Raw genomic sequence first — 16,929 nt, forward strand, 5'->3', positions numbered from 1 at the left:
CCTCCTCCAAATCTTTGACATTGCCTTCCGCAGTGATCGCCAAAATCCGTTTCTGTTGATAGACGGCCCCACGGCGGTTTTTATGCACTTCCGCAACCACGGTGAAGCGCGTTCTCAACCTTCGACAAAACCCACCGGTATTCAGACGGAGCGACCTCCCAGCGCGGCGGCTGCGCTGGAGAAATGCCCTGATTCCCATAGGCGAGGCCGCACCTCGCCCTCCCCTGGCGGAGAATGAGAAAGCAAGACTGCAGTCGCCTTGTGGGATTCTCTTCCGGCAGCCTGCCGTCGAGATGAAAAGGCCAAAAAAGAGCTGCGCGCAGAGGCGCGTTTGATCACAGGGTGTCAATGGACCTGACGTCGGGCTTGGGCAGATTGGGTTGGATATGGTCCCAGGAGGGAGGCACTGCTCGTTTTTGCGGGCGTTGGAGAGTCTGTCCCAATCCTATTGCGGGTTTGGGGATTGTGTGTTGCCTACTTTTGATTTCTTTTGAGTGGACACTCTCCAAGATTTATGTGCAGCCCGCAAAACCGCTCGGGCGTCATTACGAGTTAACGAAATTTTTCTAGCAAGCGATGTGCCACGAAGGCCGCGTACCGGAGACACAACTTTGCAATGGTTTAGCGGCTGCTCAATTCCATGTCAGCAACGCGCCTTTGGCAAAATTGACAAGAAAAGCATGAGTTTTCTCACTACTGAGAATTTATTCAAATGGCAACAGAATATTCCACAAGCTCTGGCAGCTGTTTCTCACGCCGCGCATGGTGAAGCGTTTTATCAACACCTATCGCTTGCTGCGCGCGGGGCGAACCTCCGGCGAGGAAATTCGCTCTTTCCAAGGCAAGGAAAGCGCACCGGGTGAATACCAAATCGCCCTCCCGCTGCTCGCGATCATCACCAGCGCGCCCAACGAGACGGAGTCGTTTCTCTACACCCTCGGGGAGTGGCTCACCCAGCCGTTGCCAGCGGACCAGACGATCTACGCCTGACAATGGCGTGATCTCTTCGAGGCTCTGAAGCAACCGCTGCTCGCCGAGGACAGGGATTGGGAGCAAATTATGATTGACTTGGAGCGCATCGTCGCACAGGACTTCCGCCGGACTTCCGAGCGAGAAGTACTGCGCAAGTGGACCTGGCGGGTGGCACGCTATTCGTTCTCAGTGGCTCCGGCACCAGCGCTCTCGGCTGGTGCCAAAGTTGGCGATTCGGGCATAGCGTCGCGCGAACCGACAACCGGTTCACAGCGCGTCAGTGGGAGCATGAGATGACGGCATGCCGGCGGTGCGGCGGTGCATGTGAAAAAAACATGACGTCAACGCCATCAGCCGGACCTCTCTCTCGCAAAAAATCATGATCGAAACCAATCGTGGCGACGTGCTTGAGAAGTCTTGTTATGGAAATCACCTTCGCGACCGGCCCAAGAGAGCAGAATCGGAAATTCCCGGCGCGATAGCCCTCTCCCTCCTTTTCCGCATCCTACGTTCCGAACCGCAAGCGCACACTGCAACCAAAGCTCTGCTTAATGCTGGGCGAAGCAGCGGCTCGATTCGCATTCCGCACGAAGAGTTGGCGAAGATCATCAGGGAGTATTGATTAGAAGGCAGGAGTGGCGAGTTGTATGGCGGCGAGGAATTATGCGGTGGACACGGTTTGATGGAAGGACGAAAATGGACCGAAATTGCGAAAAAAGCACGGTACCGCTGAAACGCATAACGCCGCATATTCATGCGGGAGCGCATGCCCTTGGAATTCTTGGGCATGAGTTCGACCAAGTATTTTCAGCCCGGAGAGTTTTTTGTTTCCCTTTGACAACGGGATCGGCTATACTTTGCCAGCAAATAAAAATGGCTCGATGAGTGTTAGCAGCACTCACCGAGCCGGTGCAAAGAAGCTTGGGAGAAGCTTCCCTAAACGCGATTGATGATAAGCTTTTCCCGCCTCAAGCGCAAGACCTTCTTGCGCCTCCCTTCTTCTGCACCTGCCTTGGTTGTTCGTCTGGCCGATCCTCGTGTTGCTCTGTGTTTCTCATCATTTACTCACAGGATCATATCATGGCCCATCTGCGCAAAGTCGGCAGCGGTTATCAACTGCAATATTATTTGAACGGCAGGAAGCGCGTCAAGCAGTTTTCCAAAGGCACGCCGCTGGCCGTGGTGACCGCGGAGAAAAAACGCATCGAGTCCGAGATCGCGCTGCACAAGGCGGGTTTGAAGCGCTTCGGCGAGAATCCTCAAGCCGCGGAGTTCCTCACCCTTTCCGACATGACCGAGCAGGTGCTCGCGGCCAAGCGCCATGAAGTCGCGCCCGAGACCATCGCCCGCAACCGTTACGCCATGCAGCTCTTCATGCAGGTGGTGGGCACTCACCTCCTGGTGAGCGAAGTCAAGCCCACGCATTGCGACCGCTTCAAGAATGCCCGCTTCGAAGCCGTCGTGCGGTTCTACGGCGAGCGCGGCTGGCCCTTGAACGAAGACAAGATCAAACGTGGCATCAACAAGGAGCTCGAAAACATCCGCACCGTGTTCTTCACGGCGGCCAAGAAAGGCATCATTCCCTCCCATTTCCTGCCGCGGATCGAGCGCCTCAAGGTTGACCGGAAGCGCCTGCCCACCTTCTTGAACAAGCTCGAGGTCAATGACATGGCTGCCCAGCTTTCGGGCGAAGTGCTGTTGGCGTTTTGGATCATCCGCTACACCGGCGCGCGCAGGAGTGAGATTGCCCGCAAGTTCCTGGGCGATGAGCGCGGCTTGAAATGGCAGCACATCGATTGGACGCGCAACACCATCCGTCTCTACGCCAAGAAGAAAGAGCGGCTGGTGCCCATGCATCCCAAGCTCAGGCAGTTGTTGGGAGAGAGAAAAGAAACGCTCGGCCAGGAATTGAATCCTGAGGCGCATGTCATCAGTCTGGTCAGGGACACGCTTTCGGATTGCTTTGCGAAAGCACGCATCAAGGCAGGCATCACCAAGCCCGGCGCGGTGCACATTCTCCGTCACACGGCAGCCACCGATCTCTTGAGTAGCGGCGGCAACATTCGTGAAGCCCAGGAGTTTTTGGGCCATTCCAGCATCGCGGTGACCGAGATTTACACCCACGTGGTCAAGGATCGGCTCGAAAGCGCGGTGCTGCGCGCGTTTGATTGAGTTGTGTTCTTGATAGATGTGTCAACCCGGCTCGGTGGCTTTGAAGCATCACCGCCGAGACGCCGAGTGTGCCGAGCAAAAATAGAATGAGTTCTCTGCGAACTCCGCGACTCCGCGGTGAGGCTGACGTAGCCATTGCCCGGCCGTATCGAAGCATCACCGCCGAGACGCCGAGTGCGCCGAGCAAAAATGGAATGAGTTCTCCGCGAACTCCGCGACTCCGCGGAGAATCTAACCTCGTCTGATGGTCACTGCTGACTGAGTGTTGTAGCAGGTGGGAAGTTGATCACAACTTTCTGGTCTGGTGAGGCTCACCATGAATCAAACAAAAACTGCAGAAACAAACGCGAAGGCGGCCTATGCCGCCGAGCTTGGCAAAATGGAGGCTGCGCTCGCCACGCTGACCGCCAAGCTCACGGCAGCGCGCGGGAATGGCCAGCTGTCCGATCGCATTCATTGGGGAGAGGTCGCGGATTTGGAGCACATGAATGAGATTCTCGCGCGTGCCGTTGAAGTCGAGATGCCGCGCGTCGAGTGAGTGGAATGCGGCAAGATCAATGAAGTGGAGCCATGCCCCAGCAATCGAAACTCTCCCTACCCACCTCCGATCTCTCGCAATTCGAGGGCTTGGCTTTGGAAGATGCCATCGATCTGCTCAAGGCCTACATGTTCCAGAGCCGGCAGGCGAGGTTCTTGAAATCCGGCGTGCGACTCTATTTCAGCAAGGCCTCGGGCCTGGTGTTCCTGGCCGATGACCGCTTGAACGTTGCCATGGTGGATAATGGCGAGCTCAGGCAATGGGCCGCCTGCCGAAGTTGCGGCGCCGAGGGCTTTGTCGGGGAGGAAGATTTGGAGATCGCGAATGGCTTCACGTGCCGGGTGTGCCGAGAACAAAAGGCGGAATGACGGTTCCGCTCGTGATCGGTTGCGGCCCTTTTTGGCGGCCGCCGTTTTTTCAAGCAAGCTGCTCACGCAAGACAAAAATCGAGTCTATGGCAGACTATAGCAGCAAACCACCGCGCTACCAGTGGCCGGCCGACAAGCTCAGTCCGGAGGATATGGCCGTCCTTTACCACCTGCGCGCGGCCACCGGCACGCCCATAAACCACCTTCTCCGCGAAGCCATCTACAAGCTCGAAGCCGCGTTCAAGAGCGCCGCGGCCGCCGGCAAGGTGGCTGAGGGCGCCCCAGAATCCAGCCCTCCCGCCGCCGCTGACCCTGTCGCTGGTCCCACTGCCGACCCGGAAAAGTAGCTCTGAGCCAGACTCCTTCTCCCGCCACCCGCCTGCAAATCCCGCCAAGCGTCGCTGCTCGCCCGACACACTCTCAGTTCATGAAATATCTAAATTTCGCATAATTATGAATCATGGCAAAATGACGCTCTTCCGGAATGCCGAAAAAAGGCACAAAAATACGGAAAATGGCAATGACGCATCGCATTAAAACTGCCCCAAAAATCCATTTTAAAATGGACAAAAAAGGTGACGCACCGCGTTAAATGGACCAGGCGGCGATGGCAGGTAGAAATTCCAGTCAGAAATAATTATGCAGCGGCGGGATTTCGCATTGGAGGCCCGGAAGGAACTTCCGGCGGCCGGAGACATGGAGGTCGGCTCTGATTGCTGGCGGAAAATGGGTGGGGAATCAACTTGGTGCATGTGCGGGGGAGATTGCCTGGCACTGGGTTGGAGATTGACTTCGGCTCGGCCTCGGCCGCAGGTCCGCTGCCGGCCGGCTCCCTGAAAAGGCCGGCCCCCAGCCGGCAGCCTCTGGTATCCTCCAAAAAAGGCTGCACCGCCGGCCGTCGGCTTGCATCATCAACGGCCAAGCGGCGCAAGCGCTTGTTTTTCAATTGTCTGAAAAGCCCGGAAGCGCCGATTCAGCGCTGTGGCAGAGCCATTTGCTGCTCCGCGCCCGAGCAAGGCGGAAAATGGATATATCAACCACTCTACTGCTGGCCCAAACTCGCCTTGTAGTCCTTCAGATTCGAGAATCCCGCCTTCCTCGCCTTTTCCCACAGCAGCTTCATCGCTGAAGCGACCTTCCGGCCGGGCTTTCGCTTTTTCGCTGCCGTCTTCGCTTTGCGACGTCGAACGGCCGGCCGCGTTGCGACCTTTGCCTTCGGCTCCCCTCCGCGAAGCTGGGCTTGCAGTTCCGCAATCTCAGCATCAATGCGACTTCTCTCAGCCATTAATCCTTGCAATGCAAAAGCGAGAATTCTCTTCCGGTCAACTGGCATGTCTCGTTCCTTCCTTGGTCAGTTTGAAGTACCTACATCCATCTGCGGCGTGCTCAAAGCAAGCGTGTGTCTCGTGACCACGATAATGCGCTTCTGCACTCTGCAAGTTCAATATAAGGCACGATCATACCGAATCCAAGACTAATTCTGCTTGTTGCGCGTGCGAGCATAAACCCTTCGTCTACCTGAGGGGCACTCTCAACCGCATGCCCGACCATCCCATCAACAAGATCGCCGAGCTGCTTCCGCAAAACTGGCGCACTCCGACCTCGTGAGATTGGGCCTTGCTTCAGTCTCAAGAGGTTTTGCTATTTGATACTCCCCTTTATTCCCCCTCAACCTCGGTAGTTCATTCCCTCCGCCGAGATTCTTCTCGCCAGGCGGAGGCGTCCTTTCTCAGAAGCTCTTGCCCCGCCACAGCGCCATTGCCAGAATCGCCATTCTGCATCTATTTCCGGCTGGTCTCCACAAAGGCAGGCGCTAAAAAGGCTTCAACAATACATCTTCTTTTGCCAAGCTTCAAGATGGGTTCACCGGATGGATGCTCCCAGGCACCTACTGGTTTCGCCGCGCCCCATGGGTTCCTATATCGTTGGGCATGCGCTTCAGATTTCTCATAAATGGCACAGGCCTGCAGCGCTCGCTACAAACGCTTTGCCGCTGGCCATAACTGTATGCACACAACATCGATGAGCAGGAGAGCGATCCCAGTCTTGTAAAGGGTCTCCCCAAAATCCTTCCCAATGCCAAACGCTGAGGCGATTAACGATGCTACTCCGAGTATGAGCATGGACATCTGCAACTGTCTCATAGTCTTTGCTCCAATGTGGTAGGCTTCAGCCGGAACGGGTGGCAGTTTTGGGCCGGAATACACATTGAAGCGAGCTCCGTCCCATCACACCTGCTCAAGCAGATGCTTGCGTCGGTTTGCTGTCGGCTCCTGGCTCGTTAGCGCGTGCTGCTAATTATAGACCAATTGTCCTTGTATTTCTGCAAATTCTCCATGACAATTGCACAGTGCAGTGAATCGGGTTTTCTCGGCCGTACTCCACCATGAGTGTCCAGCCAACGTCGGTAGATTGTGATCACAATATCTTGCACTTTTGACCATTCAAGTACAAAAAATTGATCATCGCCATACTTCTCTGCAGCGAGAACAAACACGCACACCAATTGTGGAATTGGAAGAGGTTTCTTTCGCCCGATAAGTTGCCTGCTACCATCAAAAGTGATGTCTGCGAACTTGTCGATCGAGAATTGCCATGCCCCTCCCCTGATGGTCTTCACCTGGATTGGGCATGAGAAGCCCTTGAAATCGGTGGCTATAAGATCAAAGTCGGGGACATTGCCAGAAAAAGTTGCAACGAGAAGCCCTCGTCGAGCAAGCTCGCAGGCAACAAGATATTCACCAATTTGTTTGACTAACTGATTACTTCGCCCTGCAGCCATACGCTTTCATCCTTTTCCTGAGTTAATCGGGATAGGGCGGCGCCTCTTGACACCACACCTCCCACACCACCTGGCAGACGGATTACGTAGCAAGGCAGTTCGGCTGGGTGAACTCGTTATGCGCAAAGCCGCGGCAATCCCAGAGTGTCAAACTACTGTGCAGGCGTGGCAAAACTCAACGCCGGGCTCCGGCTCAAAAACAGGGCGCATGCGCTTATTCTATCGTGCTTCGGAAAAGTCTGCGGCCTACCCTTCGCCGGTGTTGCTTCTAGTGGCTGTAACGCAACGCTGCGAAGCCCGATTCAAAAAAACACTGATTATGCTCGAAAGTCGATAAGGCGAATGCCTATGTTTGAACTGGACGTGATTTCTCGATGGGGGGAAAGAGGATTGACCCGAGGGGAACGATGGAGCATGCATGATCATACTCATCATGTTCTGCCAGCATCCACGGAGGTTGCTCAGAGCAGCCACCCAAAATCATGGCCGCATATTGCGAAAATACCGCCAAATAGTCAAGTCGGATTTTTGTGCTTGCAATGACTTGCCGAGTTCGCTCGATGGCCGGTTCGGCTGGTGGTCAGGGAAATGTGTCCGGCAAAATTTGACGGGAAGAGCGGCACAAAAATCCGGTGCGGAAGCAGGCAAGGCTTTCCTCTCTCTTGCCGATCTCAAGCAGGCAGCTTGCCAGTCGCAAGCCGGTGAATACAAGCTCGATTCCCATGCCCTGGCCTCATCGCGACGTAGCAGGCCGGATCACTTCACCGCCACGCGTGACCAATTCATCCACGACGATCTTCAGATCTTGATCGAAGTGGCCGCGCATGAAGGCGATACTCTCCGGCGGCGCGCCGGCGGCAGCCAGGGCTGCGCGTTGGGCCGCCACAAACAGACTTTCGCTGGCCACAGGCACCAGAAAAAGAAACTCGAGTTCATTCTCGGCAAGGTTCAATTGCGCTGCGATTCTGGGCCGCCACCGTACGACCGGCGGGAAATCATGTGCGGCACGGCCACGCCGGGCAAAACGCTTCAACTCCTCGGCCATCAACGGGGTGAAACGATCATCAACGATCTTTCCCAGCAGGCGATCGCGGGTTTTGACTGCAGGCACATAGCCGTAGCGGTTGATCACTTCGTGATACTCATGCCCGGCCAAGTCGATGGCCAGGTCTGGGATCATACCTGTTGCGGGCGTGACCCTGGCCTGCCGCGGTTGCGCGAGTACACTGTCAGGCAGATTGGGAGATTGCTTCTCCGTTGTGCTGCGTGCCTGGTCTGGTCGTGGCGATGTGGTCGTGGGCGGTTCTGGCCGGGCCGCGCCAATGTAGGTGTAAGATGAATGGCCAGCGGGCAGTTCGGGTGCAGCCTTTGGCTCGGGCTTGGCTGATCGTGTCGCAGAATGCTGGCGATCTCCCGGGCAGTTGGAAAGCTGCCACAGCGCCGTCAAGCAAAGCAGGAGTGCGCTGGCGAGCCAGAGTCTGGGCAGTGAGCACAAGGTCACGGCTGCGGCTCCGATTGAACCGACGGGCTGATCCGGCGGTAATGGCTCATGGTAGTATTGAGCAGGCGCCGGCTCTCCTCGCGATAGGGCTGGTCAGGCACATCTTGAAATGGCGGTGGGCTTGCAGCAACTCGGCGAGGTGCCCGCTGCAGGGCGGCGGCACGGCCGCTGCTGCTCGGCGGCATCGGGAATAGGCTATTGGTGGGGACTGCTGGGCTGTTCATGTATGCCGGATCAGTGAGCGCGTTCTCCATTGGGCCCGGATCGTCCGGTGACGGTGGGTCCTCCGGCATCAGCCCTTCGGCACTGCTGTTGTTCAAATCAACGGCAGGCGGAAGCTCCTGCGCGTCGAGGAGCTGGTCTGAGGTTGGCGCCAGCATTTGACCAAGCGGCTCTGGCGCGTGTGCACCGGTGAGTTGTTGCCATCTCTCGCGCCAATCCACGAGCAGGATAAGCGCAAGCAACACTAGGGCAAAGAGAATGAAGTAGATTCTGCGCATAAGAATGATCCTGGGTTTTGCTGGTTGGTGGTTGATTGTGAACGTGACAACTGGCCACTCGCTAGCCTCTGTCCGAAGATGTTCAACCCCTGGCTGAGCCACGGTTTCCAGAACTTCACGTGTCATGGAAACCCTGAGGATTTTGATGCACCGGTTAAGCCGTTGCACGAACATTTTCCAAAAAGTTCGTGATTCCGGACGGACGCTCGCTACTTGTCGCTGGTGAGTGCCGCGATTTGAACCGTGATTTCCTGGTTGACCTGTTTGAGCGCGTCAATAACGGTCACCACTTTCTCAAAGGGCAACCGGTGATCGATGTAGAGCACGACATTGTCCGGCCAGGAGAACTGGCGGGCGCCGCGGGCAAACGACGAGGGATCGCGGAAACGAGTCTGCCGTTTGTCCACTTCAATCGTGACTCCGTTGAGCGCAACGATGATCTTTGCGGAGTTTTCACTGGCAGCACGCCGGGCAGCGGCGGACTTGGCCAGCTTGATCTCCTCGAGCTGTCGCACCTCGGCGCGCAGTTGCTGCAGCGTCTTTTCGAGTTGACGCTGCTCAGCCAGCACCGGCGACAAGCTCGGCCGCGTCACGGCAAAGATGATGAAGAACAGCCCGAGAAAGCCAACCGAAATGTCCGCCAGTGCAACGAGATACTTGAAGACTTTCATGGAAACCGCACTCCGAATTTTGGCACCTCGCAGCTCGCCCGGTCGCTTGCCTCAGTACATGCCTTCCTTGTCCTTGTTCCGCCAATCCTGATCAAGCGGCACATCGTCTCCAGGGAGAGAATTCCCGGCCTCGCCGAAGGTGAACGGCTCCTCCGGCGGTTCGTCGCTGCTGAGCGGCAGGAGCGTGGGGCGAGTGTAGGGCTTGAGAAAATACGCCAGCGTTTCGCCCCACAAGCCGCCGATGATGAGTCCGGCGACTGTCGATGCCCAAACATTGCGCAGGGGCGTGAGCACTTGCTGCAAAACATCGCCATTGCCACTGTTTTGCAGCGCCCGCGCCAACACCGGCAACACCTCGAGCAATCCCAGACAGGTGCCGAGCATACCGCTCAAGATGGCAATGGTGCTGAACATCTCGGTGGCATCATAGAGGCGGTGAAGAAAGCGATACTCGCGCAGAGAGTACGCATGCAGCCAGGCGCGCGCTCGTGCCAAGAGAAGAAAGCCAGTAGTAGTGGCCATGAACGCCGCCGCCAGCAACATGAACGGCCACACCGGACCAATGGCAGCGGGAGTCAGGTAAGAAAAGATGGACATGGTGATTGATTCTCCCATGCGTGGTGACTGGTTAAGCCTCATCGCGGCTTCTTCAATTCGGTCTCAAGTGAGTCAATTTCCGCACTCGAGAGCTCGCGGTCAAGCGTGATGCCCTGCGATTGCCCGGGCCATTTCAGTGCCGGAATTTCCGGCAAGACCAACCGGCCATTCTGCTCAGGATGAAGGACGCGGGCATACCCCTCCATCTGTTCGAGCAGTCCGCTGCTGGCATTCATCCGGCTCACCGCCTCGCGGAAGCGCTCCACCAAGCCGGTGACCTCCAGCAATTGCGCGTCAATTGCCAGCCAGTTCCGGCGATAGTCCGCGAACAAACGAGTGTAAGCCATCTCGGCATCGATCCAGGCAAAGCCCGACTGCAAATTCTCCCACATGGTTCGCACCGAGTTCTGCATTGCCGGCCAATCCTCGTTTTGCTGGCCGGTGGTTTCAAGCAGCGCAGCCAGACGATTCTGGTTGGTCTGGTAGAGCACCAACTGATCACGGCGCAGGCGCTCCAGGCGTTGTGACAGCCGCCGGCGCTCCTCGGCCGGCACCTCCGAACGCTTGAGCTTGCTCACAGTCTGCAGCATCTCGATGCGAGTACGCGCCAGGCGGTCGTCATTGGCACGGATTTCCTCCCGAATCTTCTCGCGCACCAGCTTGGCGCCGGAACTGTCGCCCTTCTGCATGCGGTTGACAATGCTCTCCAATTGCGCCAGCGTTTGTTGGCGCAGCGCCTGCATTTCTGCGAGGGTTTGGTACTTGCTCGCCAGAAATGCGGCATACTTCTCTTCGAAACGCCGGCGCTCGAGCAGGTAGGCGCGGGAGCCCGGCGGCGTGAGCGCCAGTTTTTGGCGCAGGCCCTCAAGCTCCAATGCCGAGGTTTCCGCGAGGGTGTAGAGATCCGCGGTCAACGTGCCCAGCGAATCCATGGTGAGGTTGAAGGCGCGCACATTCTCTTGCAGAATTTGCGGCACTTGGACGCTCTCCTGCGGCCAGGCGTTGGCAGCAGCGAGCAGCAGCACCGCGAGAAAGAGATGAAATTGAGGTTTCATGCCGATAGTCTCCGCAGGGATCAACGATCAACAGGGTTGATTACGGCAACTGTCGCCGTTGTTAGAAACGCAGGTGGTGGGCAAAATCGTAAGGGCAGGCGCAATCTCCGGAGAAGGCTCAGGCAAACAGAACCGGCCGGTCCTGCTCGGTAACGCCGTCAGTAGCTTGGATTCGCTTGCGGCAGCTTTCACACAGGTGATAGTAACGAATGCGGTCGCCCAGATTGGGCTTGATATAAGGCCGCACCATTGCCTTCATGTCTTTGAATTGATCCGGCGTCAAGAGGCACTCGAACACGGAATATTGCACCGCCAGGCCGAATTTCTTGAGACGCTTGTGCAGCCGGCTGCGGCGCCGGTCCTCACTAATGTCGTATGCAACAACGATGAAGCTCTTTCGATCACTCAAGGTTTTCATGGCGGGGCATGCGTGTGCTTGCTGCTGTTGGAGTCATCCGCACAGCGGGACTTGCTGCCGGAGCAGGTTTATCACAACTGCCTGTTCCGCTGCTAAATCTTGACCGCGGCATATTCCTTCTGTTTGCCCAGCAGCACGCGAATCAACTGCCGGATCTGGCCTTCCAAGCCTCCCACGAGATCATCGGAATCATGCGGGGCGTTCATTCTCTCGCATTCCTTCAAGCGCTGCTCAAATGCGGCGATGAACTTCTGCAAAGCCGGCCGCTCCATCCGGCACTCGCCGCGTGCCGCGTGAAAATCCGCCGGCACCATCTGTTTGCCGTTGACTAGTTTCAACACCAACGCATCGACCACCGGGCTGCGCCACTCCTCGATCAGGTCCGAAGCCAGCGCCGCATGGCCGCGTTTGGGTTCATGAAAAAAGCCGAGATAGGGATCCAGGCCATGCATCTGCAAAAGTCCGGACATGCGCGAATACAGCAGCGTGTAACCCAGGCTCAACATGGCGTTGATGGGGTCCGGCGAGGGATGCGCCAAACGGCGCTCGAACCGCCACTCCCCCTGCAGGGCCTGTCTGAAGATGCGAAAGTGTGCCGCGGAAGCCGAGCCTTCTGTGCCGAGCAGGCTCTCCAGGTTGGGTGCGGCCGCAATGGTTCGGGCGATCTTGTCGAGGGCGGTGAGTTCCTTGTTCCACTCGCTGTTTCGCCGCTGGCGCTTCCAGAGCGCCAGCATGTTGCTGACCTTGCCGGTCACGAACTGCTTGGCCAGCGCCAGCCGGAACTCGGCTTCATGAAAGCGGCGAAATTGTGCCAGGCGTTGCTCCACGAATTTGCCGTCGCCGCGCGTGAACTGGCCGTGAAAGGTGCCATTGGGTGAGAGATAGGCAATATCGATCCCGCGCTCCATCAGAAAGCGCACCGCCGGCAGCGTGATATTGGCCGGCGTTAGCAACACCACTCGCTCCAGATGCAGCGCCGGCACTTCCTGCACGACCTTGCCTTTGCGCCGTATTTGCACGCGGTCGTTGACCACGCCGATACTTGTGCCGTATTCACTGATGTAAAGTGCGGACATGCCGGCCTCCGTATTGGGATCAGGTGAGAGGCATTTCAATCTTGCCGATTTTCCACGCCGCGCGACCGCCCCAGCGAGAGCCATTCCCCCAGGTACTTGAATCCTCGCTCGAGGTGATGCAGCTTGGTTTTCTCGCGATTGAGCGGAAGCTGCATCTGTTCGAGAATGCGCGCTGCAGCATCAAGCGCCTCTTCCGCTTCCGGCCGGGTCGACGAGAAAATGGCGATGTCGTCGCCATAGCGCACAAAGCGCAAACCCAGCCGGCGCATTTCCCGGTCAAAGCCATCAAGGTAGATGTTGGCCAGCAGCGGGGAAAGCGGGCTTCCTTGCAACAGGCCGTGCGTGGGCTTGGTCACCTGCCGCAGGCCGCTGTTGGACTGGGTCACCACCTCGGCAGCCAGGAACCGCTTGAGCAGTTTGCGTACCGCGAAATCCTTGACCCGGCGAAACGTGACGCGCAGTAACGGCCGGTGTGGGATATTGCCGAAGCAGTCCCGCAGATCGATTTTGATTACCCATGGCCGGCCATGCCGCGCATAATCGCGCGCTTGCGCCAGCGCGGTCTGTGGTGAGCGGCCGGTGCGGTAGGCATGGCTGCAATCGTCGAAATGCGGCTCGAATATCGGAATCAGGGTCTGCACCAGGGCGCGCTGCACGATGCGATCGATAAAAGTGGGAATCCCCAGTGGCCGCGGCGGACCCACTTCGCGTTTCAGGAAGATACGTTTCACTGGCTGCGGCCGGTAGGCGAACGTGCGCAAGTCCTGCTGCAGTTGCTTGAGCAAAACAAAGGAGCGGTTTTCGAAAATTGCCGCAGTCATGCCGTCGAGGCCCGGCGCTTCGCTTTGACGGCGCACCGCCCGCCAAGCGCGCAGCAGATTCTCGTCGGCATAGAGCTGACTGTAGAGCGGATGAAAAAACATGTTGGTCTTTCCTGGGTTCAGCGGGAAAGACGCCGGAAGGGAGAAAATCAAAACGGCAGGCAACCCTGCGAAGGTATCAAACCTTCGCAAGGTTGGTGTGGCCGCAGCACGCCTGGCTGTCAAAGCATGCCCAAGCCTGGCGCTCCGGGCAACTGGCAGCAAGCTGGCGCGCCTGCGCAAAAATGGTGGGATAGCGTTGTTGCACAATTTCGACCTGGTGCTCGTGTCCCTGTGCCCGCAAGGCCATGAGCAGGGAGAGCAGAAAGAATCGCTCAGCCCGAGCAGTGAGATTCACGCTGGCCGCCAGTTCGAACAGCCCCGTTCTCTCCTCCAGGCGCGCCTCCGGCGCGATCTTGCGTGCCAGCCACGCCCCGCGAAACGAAACCAGAGGCACTGCTTCCGGCCTAAGCTCCGACCACGAAACAAACTCCTTGAGTCGGGATGCGCGAATTGCCTCACTCAATGCCCGCCCATCAGTGCCGAGATGCCGCGCCAGCAGACCGACCGGCACGGCCACTTCCGCAACGCCGGCCTCGATTAGAAGCTGTTCATACTCTTTGAGAGGTTCGCCCCGAGGGGGCAACGCGCCAAAGTACTTGTTCAAAATCTCGTAAGCTTTACTTTCGCAATAGCCGCCTTCTTCTTCAGGGATTCTAATAGGCGCAATTCGCAAGAAATCCAATAGCGGATCAGCTTCTGTACAGGCGACCGTCAGCACCGCGCAACGAGGCTGATGGGCCCCAATCTCCGCCAGCCAGTCTCGCCAATTCACAAAGCGGCTGGCGCGATGGATCAAGGCCAAGCCGGAAGGTGCCGGCGCAAGAGGCTCGAGCAACAGGTTGGACTCAGGCTCCGCCATATGGACGAGGGCGGCAGAGTCCTGCTGGCGATATAGCCGCGCCAGTGTGTTCAAGGCGCGGATCGCCGCACGCTCGGCGGGCGGGCTATACGTGAGGATCAAGACCGGCGCATGGCGCAATCGCTCGAGCATCGGCGCGACCCACTCTCGCTGCTTGAGAGGATCCAAAGCTTCCACCCCCCAAACCCGCTCCGCCTCCAAGCCCTGTTGCGTCGTACGAGTTCGCATACGCACACCCTTTCGGTCATGGCTGGTTCTGACATCCGGTCCACTCCTGATTTTGTTAAGAAACGACTCCCATCTGGAGCCGGCGCTTGCCCACAGCTTGCTGAGCAGCGCCAGCGCCAGCAGCGCGAACAACACTTGCTTTTTCATCTTGGCTTCACCATAAGTGGTCTAAAGCCGCAAAAGGCCGGTTTGCGGCCGGCCTCATACGGAGTGAGACAAAGAGAATCTATAACAAAGAAAGAAAAGTAGCCAACGCACGACGAAGATATCCCAGGCGGCTGTTGATCACTTTGTAGGGCACATGCGGCAGATGCGCGCGCAAATAGCCCCGCGCATACCGCGGCAAATGATCGTTCCGGCGCCGCAAGATCCGCCAAACATACCAATAGCTGGGGAAAAGCCGCCGCCTGCCCAAGCGCCTTCCCAGCCGGTAGAGCCACGCCAATAGTTCGCGCATGCGCTTGTTGCGCCGGAGTGCGCGGTTGAAGCGCGGCATCACCCAACAAGCCCGTTTAAACTCATCCTCCAAATCCCAAAAACCTTCCAGCTCGAGCATCTCTGGCGGCGTCACCAAGCCCTCCGGCATGCGACGTAACCCGCTGTTCGGGTAGTCTTTGCGATTCCGCCACTCTTCCTCATAGGCATCCAGCCGTTCCATCTTTTTCAGCCTGTGCTTCTCACGCCAGAGCGTGGCGCGCTGGTTTCGGGCAATGAACCGGATGCGTGCCTCGAGCTGGCTGTCGCTGAAGTCCGGCTGTTCGAGCAGCCCGGCGTTCGGCTTGGCCCACAGAAAAACGCGCTCGATGCAATCATCAATAAATTGCGCCATGGTCATGCCTCGCGGATGGTCCAGGCTGGGCCAGTAGTAATGCGCGATCAATGCGCGCGCCCACGGCAAAAACTCCCCCAAGGGATCCATCACTTTGCGTGTCCGTGCCTGCTGTTCCGGGCCATCCCTGGCCCAATCGGCGAGCGGCGCGACATACCTGCGTAGGGGGCCTGGAGAGGACATAGGCATCACTCCTTTCCAAACGATCTCATTTTGCAACTAGCGGTGAATTGTGACTGGTCAGACCCAAGCCCGCTCTCCCATCCGGTATGGGCTTGGAGAAAAAGCGCTGCTCCGCCATGCGTTGTGTCAGAGGTGGCGAAGCGTCAAACTCTCAAAGGGCCTGCCAGCAGAGTTGCAAAATGAGCCGTGGAAAAGGGTTAGCGACCCTTTGGCTCCCAAAGACGCATGACGGGCTCGTGCCTGTGAAAAGATATGAGGAAGAACGGAGGCGCGCACCGGCGCCGGCAACAGGCTTTTGTTGATGTGCTGTCCTATAAGACGCGGCAGTGGTGCGAAATCGTAGTGAATTCAGGAAGTTTTTCGTCCGGCACGAATTCGCGGAACGGGCGATCAGCAGGCAGGAAAATACGCGGGGTCGGTCATCAGCCTGTTCCACAAGCGCATCAAACCGGCGCCATGCGAGTCATGCACACGGTGTTGCCCCATACACGCTGCCGCAGGGAAAAAAGTTCCGGGCGAGCCAGGGGCCGGCGGCAAGGGGCAAGAAGCAAGGGGCAAGCACCAAATCGAGAGGCTCACTCAAAGCTTTTGCCTTTTTGCCATTTGCCCTTTGCCCCTTGCTCGGCAGGAGACCCGGGTTTCTTCTTGCCGCGCAGCTTGCTCACCAGCAGAGCGATGATTTCATCGAGGAGGGCGTAGCGATGTTGAAGGACTTTTGATGGCAGGAAGCGCCGGCTGCGATAGTACCACCCGCGGCTCTCACGCGCCGAGCCGAGCGCAATCCGCAAGAAGTAGTCGTACTCCCTGCCAAAACCCCTGCCGTACCCCTCCTCCATGTTGGCGCTGATTGAGCCGACGCTGCGGTTAAGCTGATCGGCGTTGCCCCGACCGCGGACATCCGGCAGCATCTTCTCGCAGTCCTCCCACGCCAAATCATACAGCAGCAAAGCTTTCTGGTACGCCGGGAACTCCCATAGCCGATCCTTTTTGATACTATCTGGCACGTTGGCAAGCCATTCTTCGTAGGTCATGTTCCCCTCCAAGGTTGAGTGTAAGAGAAAAAGGTGAAGCACGGCGGCAAGGGGCAAGGGGCAGGGCGCAAGGGGCAAATGCCGGCTGGGGGGCAAACTCAAGACTCTTGCTTTTCCTGGCGTTTGCCATTTGCCCATTGCCCCTTGCAGGGCCTTTGCTTTTCTTGCCAATTGCCCATTGCCCCCTGTGCAAAGCCATTGCATTTCTTGCCACTTGCCCCCTGCA

19 protein-coding genes are annotated in these 16,929 nt (G+C 57.7%); 6 read left to right on the forward strand and 13 right to left on the reverse strand.

Features of this window, described 5'->3' with window-relative positions; all coding sequences use genetic code 11:
* Positions 1-762 precede the first annotated feature (762 nt).
* The 6 genes from L6R21_21990 to L6R21_22015 all read left to right on the forward strand — a co-directional run bounded on the left by L6R21_21990 (position 763) and on the right by L6R21_22015 (position 4,397).
* Positions 763-990 carry a hypothetical protein gene (locus L6R21_21990; protein MCK6561879.1) on the forward strand — a complete coding sequence of 76 codons (228 nt, stop codon included), beginning with the start codon at positions 763-765 and terminating at the stop codon, positions 988-990.
* A 361-nt stretch (positions 991-1,351) separates the two neighbouring features.
* Positions 1,352-1,594: a hypothetical protein gene (locus L6R21_21995; protein MCK6561880.1), complete on the forward strand. Its 243-nt coding sequence runs from the start codon at positions 1,352-1,354 to the stop codon at positions 1,592-1,594.
* 458 nt (positions 1,595-2,052) lie between these two features.
* On the forward strand, positions 2,053-3,144 hold the full coding sequence (locus L6R21_22000; protein MCK6561881.1) for a tyrosine-type recombinase/integrase: 1,092 nt from the start codon (positions 2,053-2,055) through the stop codon (positions 3,142-3,144).
* 316 nt (positions 3,145-3,460) lie between these two features.
* A complete protein-coding gene (locus L6R21_22005; protein ID MCK6561882.1) occupies positions 3,461-3,682 on the forward strand; it encodes a hypothetical protein in 222 nt (73 codons plus the stop codon).
* A 32-nt stretch (positions 3,683-3,714) separates the two neighbouring features.
* A complete protein-coding gene (locus L6R21_22010) occupies positions 3,715-4,050 on the forward strand; it encodes a hypothetical protein (GenBank protein ID MCK6561883.1) in 336 nt (111 codons plus the stop codon).
* Positions 4,047-4,397 (forward strand): hypothetical protein, encoded by a 351-nt coding sequence (locus L6R21_22015; GenBank protein MCK6561884.1) that lies wholly within the window; start codon positions 4,047-4,049, stop codon positions 4,395-4,397. The genes L6R21_22010 and L6R21_22015 overlap by 4 nt, the downstream gene beginning before the upstream one ends.
* A 695-nt stretch (positions 4,398-5,092) precedes the next feature.
* Here the strand turns inward: L6R21_22015 and L6R21_22020 are convergent.
* From L6R21_22020 to L6R21_22080, 13 genes are all read right to left on the reverse strand, one after another.
* Positions 5,093-5,383 (reverse strand): hypothetical protein, encoded by a 291-nt coding sequence (locus L6R21_22020; protein ID MCK6561885.1) that lies wholly within the window; start codon positions 5,381-5,383, stop codon positions 5,093-5,095.
* Between the two features lie 948 nt (positions 5,384-6,331).
* A complete protein-coding gene (locus L6R21_22025) occupies positions 6,332-6,832 on the reverse strand; it encodes a hypothetical protein (GenBank protein ID MCK6561886.1) in 501 nt (166 codons plus the stop codon).
* A 733-nt stretch (positions 6,833-7,565) separates the two neighbouring features.
* The gene (locus L6R21_22030; protein MCK6561887.1) at positions 7,566-8,012 is read right to left on the reverse strand and encodes a hypothetical protein; all 447 of its coding nucleotides are present in this window, start codon (positions 8,010-8,012) and stop codon (positions 7,566-7,568) included.
* Between the two features lie 317 nt (positions 8,013-8,329).
* Positions 8,330-8,833 (reverse strand): hypothetical protein, encoded by a 504-nt coding sequence (locus L6R21_22035; protein ID MCK6561888.1) that lies wholly within the window; start codon positions 8,831-8,833, stop codon positions 8,330-8,332.
* 209 nt (positions 8,834-9,042) lie between these two features.
* On the reverse strand, positions 9,043-9,504 hold the full coding sequence (locus L6R21_22040; GenBank protein ID MCK6561889.1) for a hypothetical protein: 462 nt from the start codon (positions 9,502-9,504) through the stop codon (positions 9,043-9,045).
* A gap of 51 nt (positions 9,505-9,555) precedes the next feature.
* On the reverse strand, positions 9,556-10,101 hold the full coding sequence (locus L6R21_22045; GenBank protein MCK6561890.1) for a hypothetical protein: 546 nt from the start codon (positions 10,099-10,101) through the stop codon (positions 9,556-9,558).
* 38 nt (positions 10,102-10,139) lie between these two features.
* Complete coding sequence (locus L6R21_22050; protein ID MCK6561891.1) at positions 10,140-11,156, reverse strand: hypothetical protein; 1,017 nt, start codon at positions 11,154-11,156, stop codon at positions 10,140-10,142.
* Positions 11,157-11,274: 118 nt separating this feature from the next.
* Positions 11,275-11,574, reverse strand: coding sequence for a CRISPR-associated endonuclease Cas2 (gene cas2 / locus L6R21_22055; protein ID MCK6561892.1), 300 nt, complete (start codon positions 11,572-11,574; stop codon positions 11,275-11,277).
* A gap of 92 nt (positions 11,575-11,666) precedes the next feature.
* Positions 11,667-12,650, reverse strand: coding sequence for a CRISPR-associated endonuclease Cas1 (gene cas1, locus L6R21_22060; GenBank protein MCK6561893.1), 984 nt, complete (start codon positions 12,648-12,650; stop codon positions 11,667-11,669).
* A 35-nt stretch (positions 12,651-12,685) separates the two neighbouring features.
* Positions 12,686-13,573: a reverse transcriptase/maturase family protein gene (locus L6R21_22065; GenBank protein ID MCK6561894.1), complete on the reverse strand. Its 888-nt coding sequence runs from the start codon at positions 13,571-13,573 to the stop codon at positions 12,686-12,688.
* 76 nt (positions 13,574-13,649) lie between these two features.
* Positions 13,650-14,807 (reverse strand): hypothetical protein, encoded by a 1,158-nt coding sequence (locus L6R21_22070; GenBank protein ID MCK6561895.1) that lies wholly within the window; start codon positions 14,805-14,807, stop codon positions 13,650-13,652.
* A gap of 79 nt (positions 14,808-14,886) precedes the next feature.
* Positions 14,887-15,672 (reverse strand): hypothetical protein, encoded by a 786-nt coding sequence (locus L6R21_22075; GenBank protein MCK6561896.1) that lies wholly within the window; start codon positions 15,670-15,672, stop codon positions 14,887-14,889.
* A gap of 575 nt (positions 15,673-16,247) precedes the next feature.
* The coding region (locus L6R21_22080; GenBank protein MCK6561897.1) for a four helix bundle protein at positions 16,248-16,929 on the reverse strand (682 nt) is incomplete at its 5' end.

Source organism: bacterium (assembly GCA_023150945.1).
GTDB lineage: Bacteria > Zhuqueibacterota > Zhuqueibacteria > Zhuqueibacterales > Zhuqueibacteraceae > Coneutiohabitans.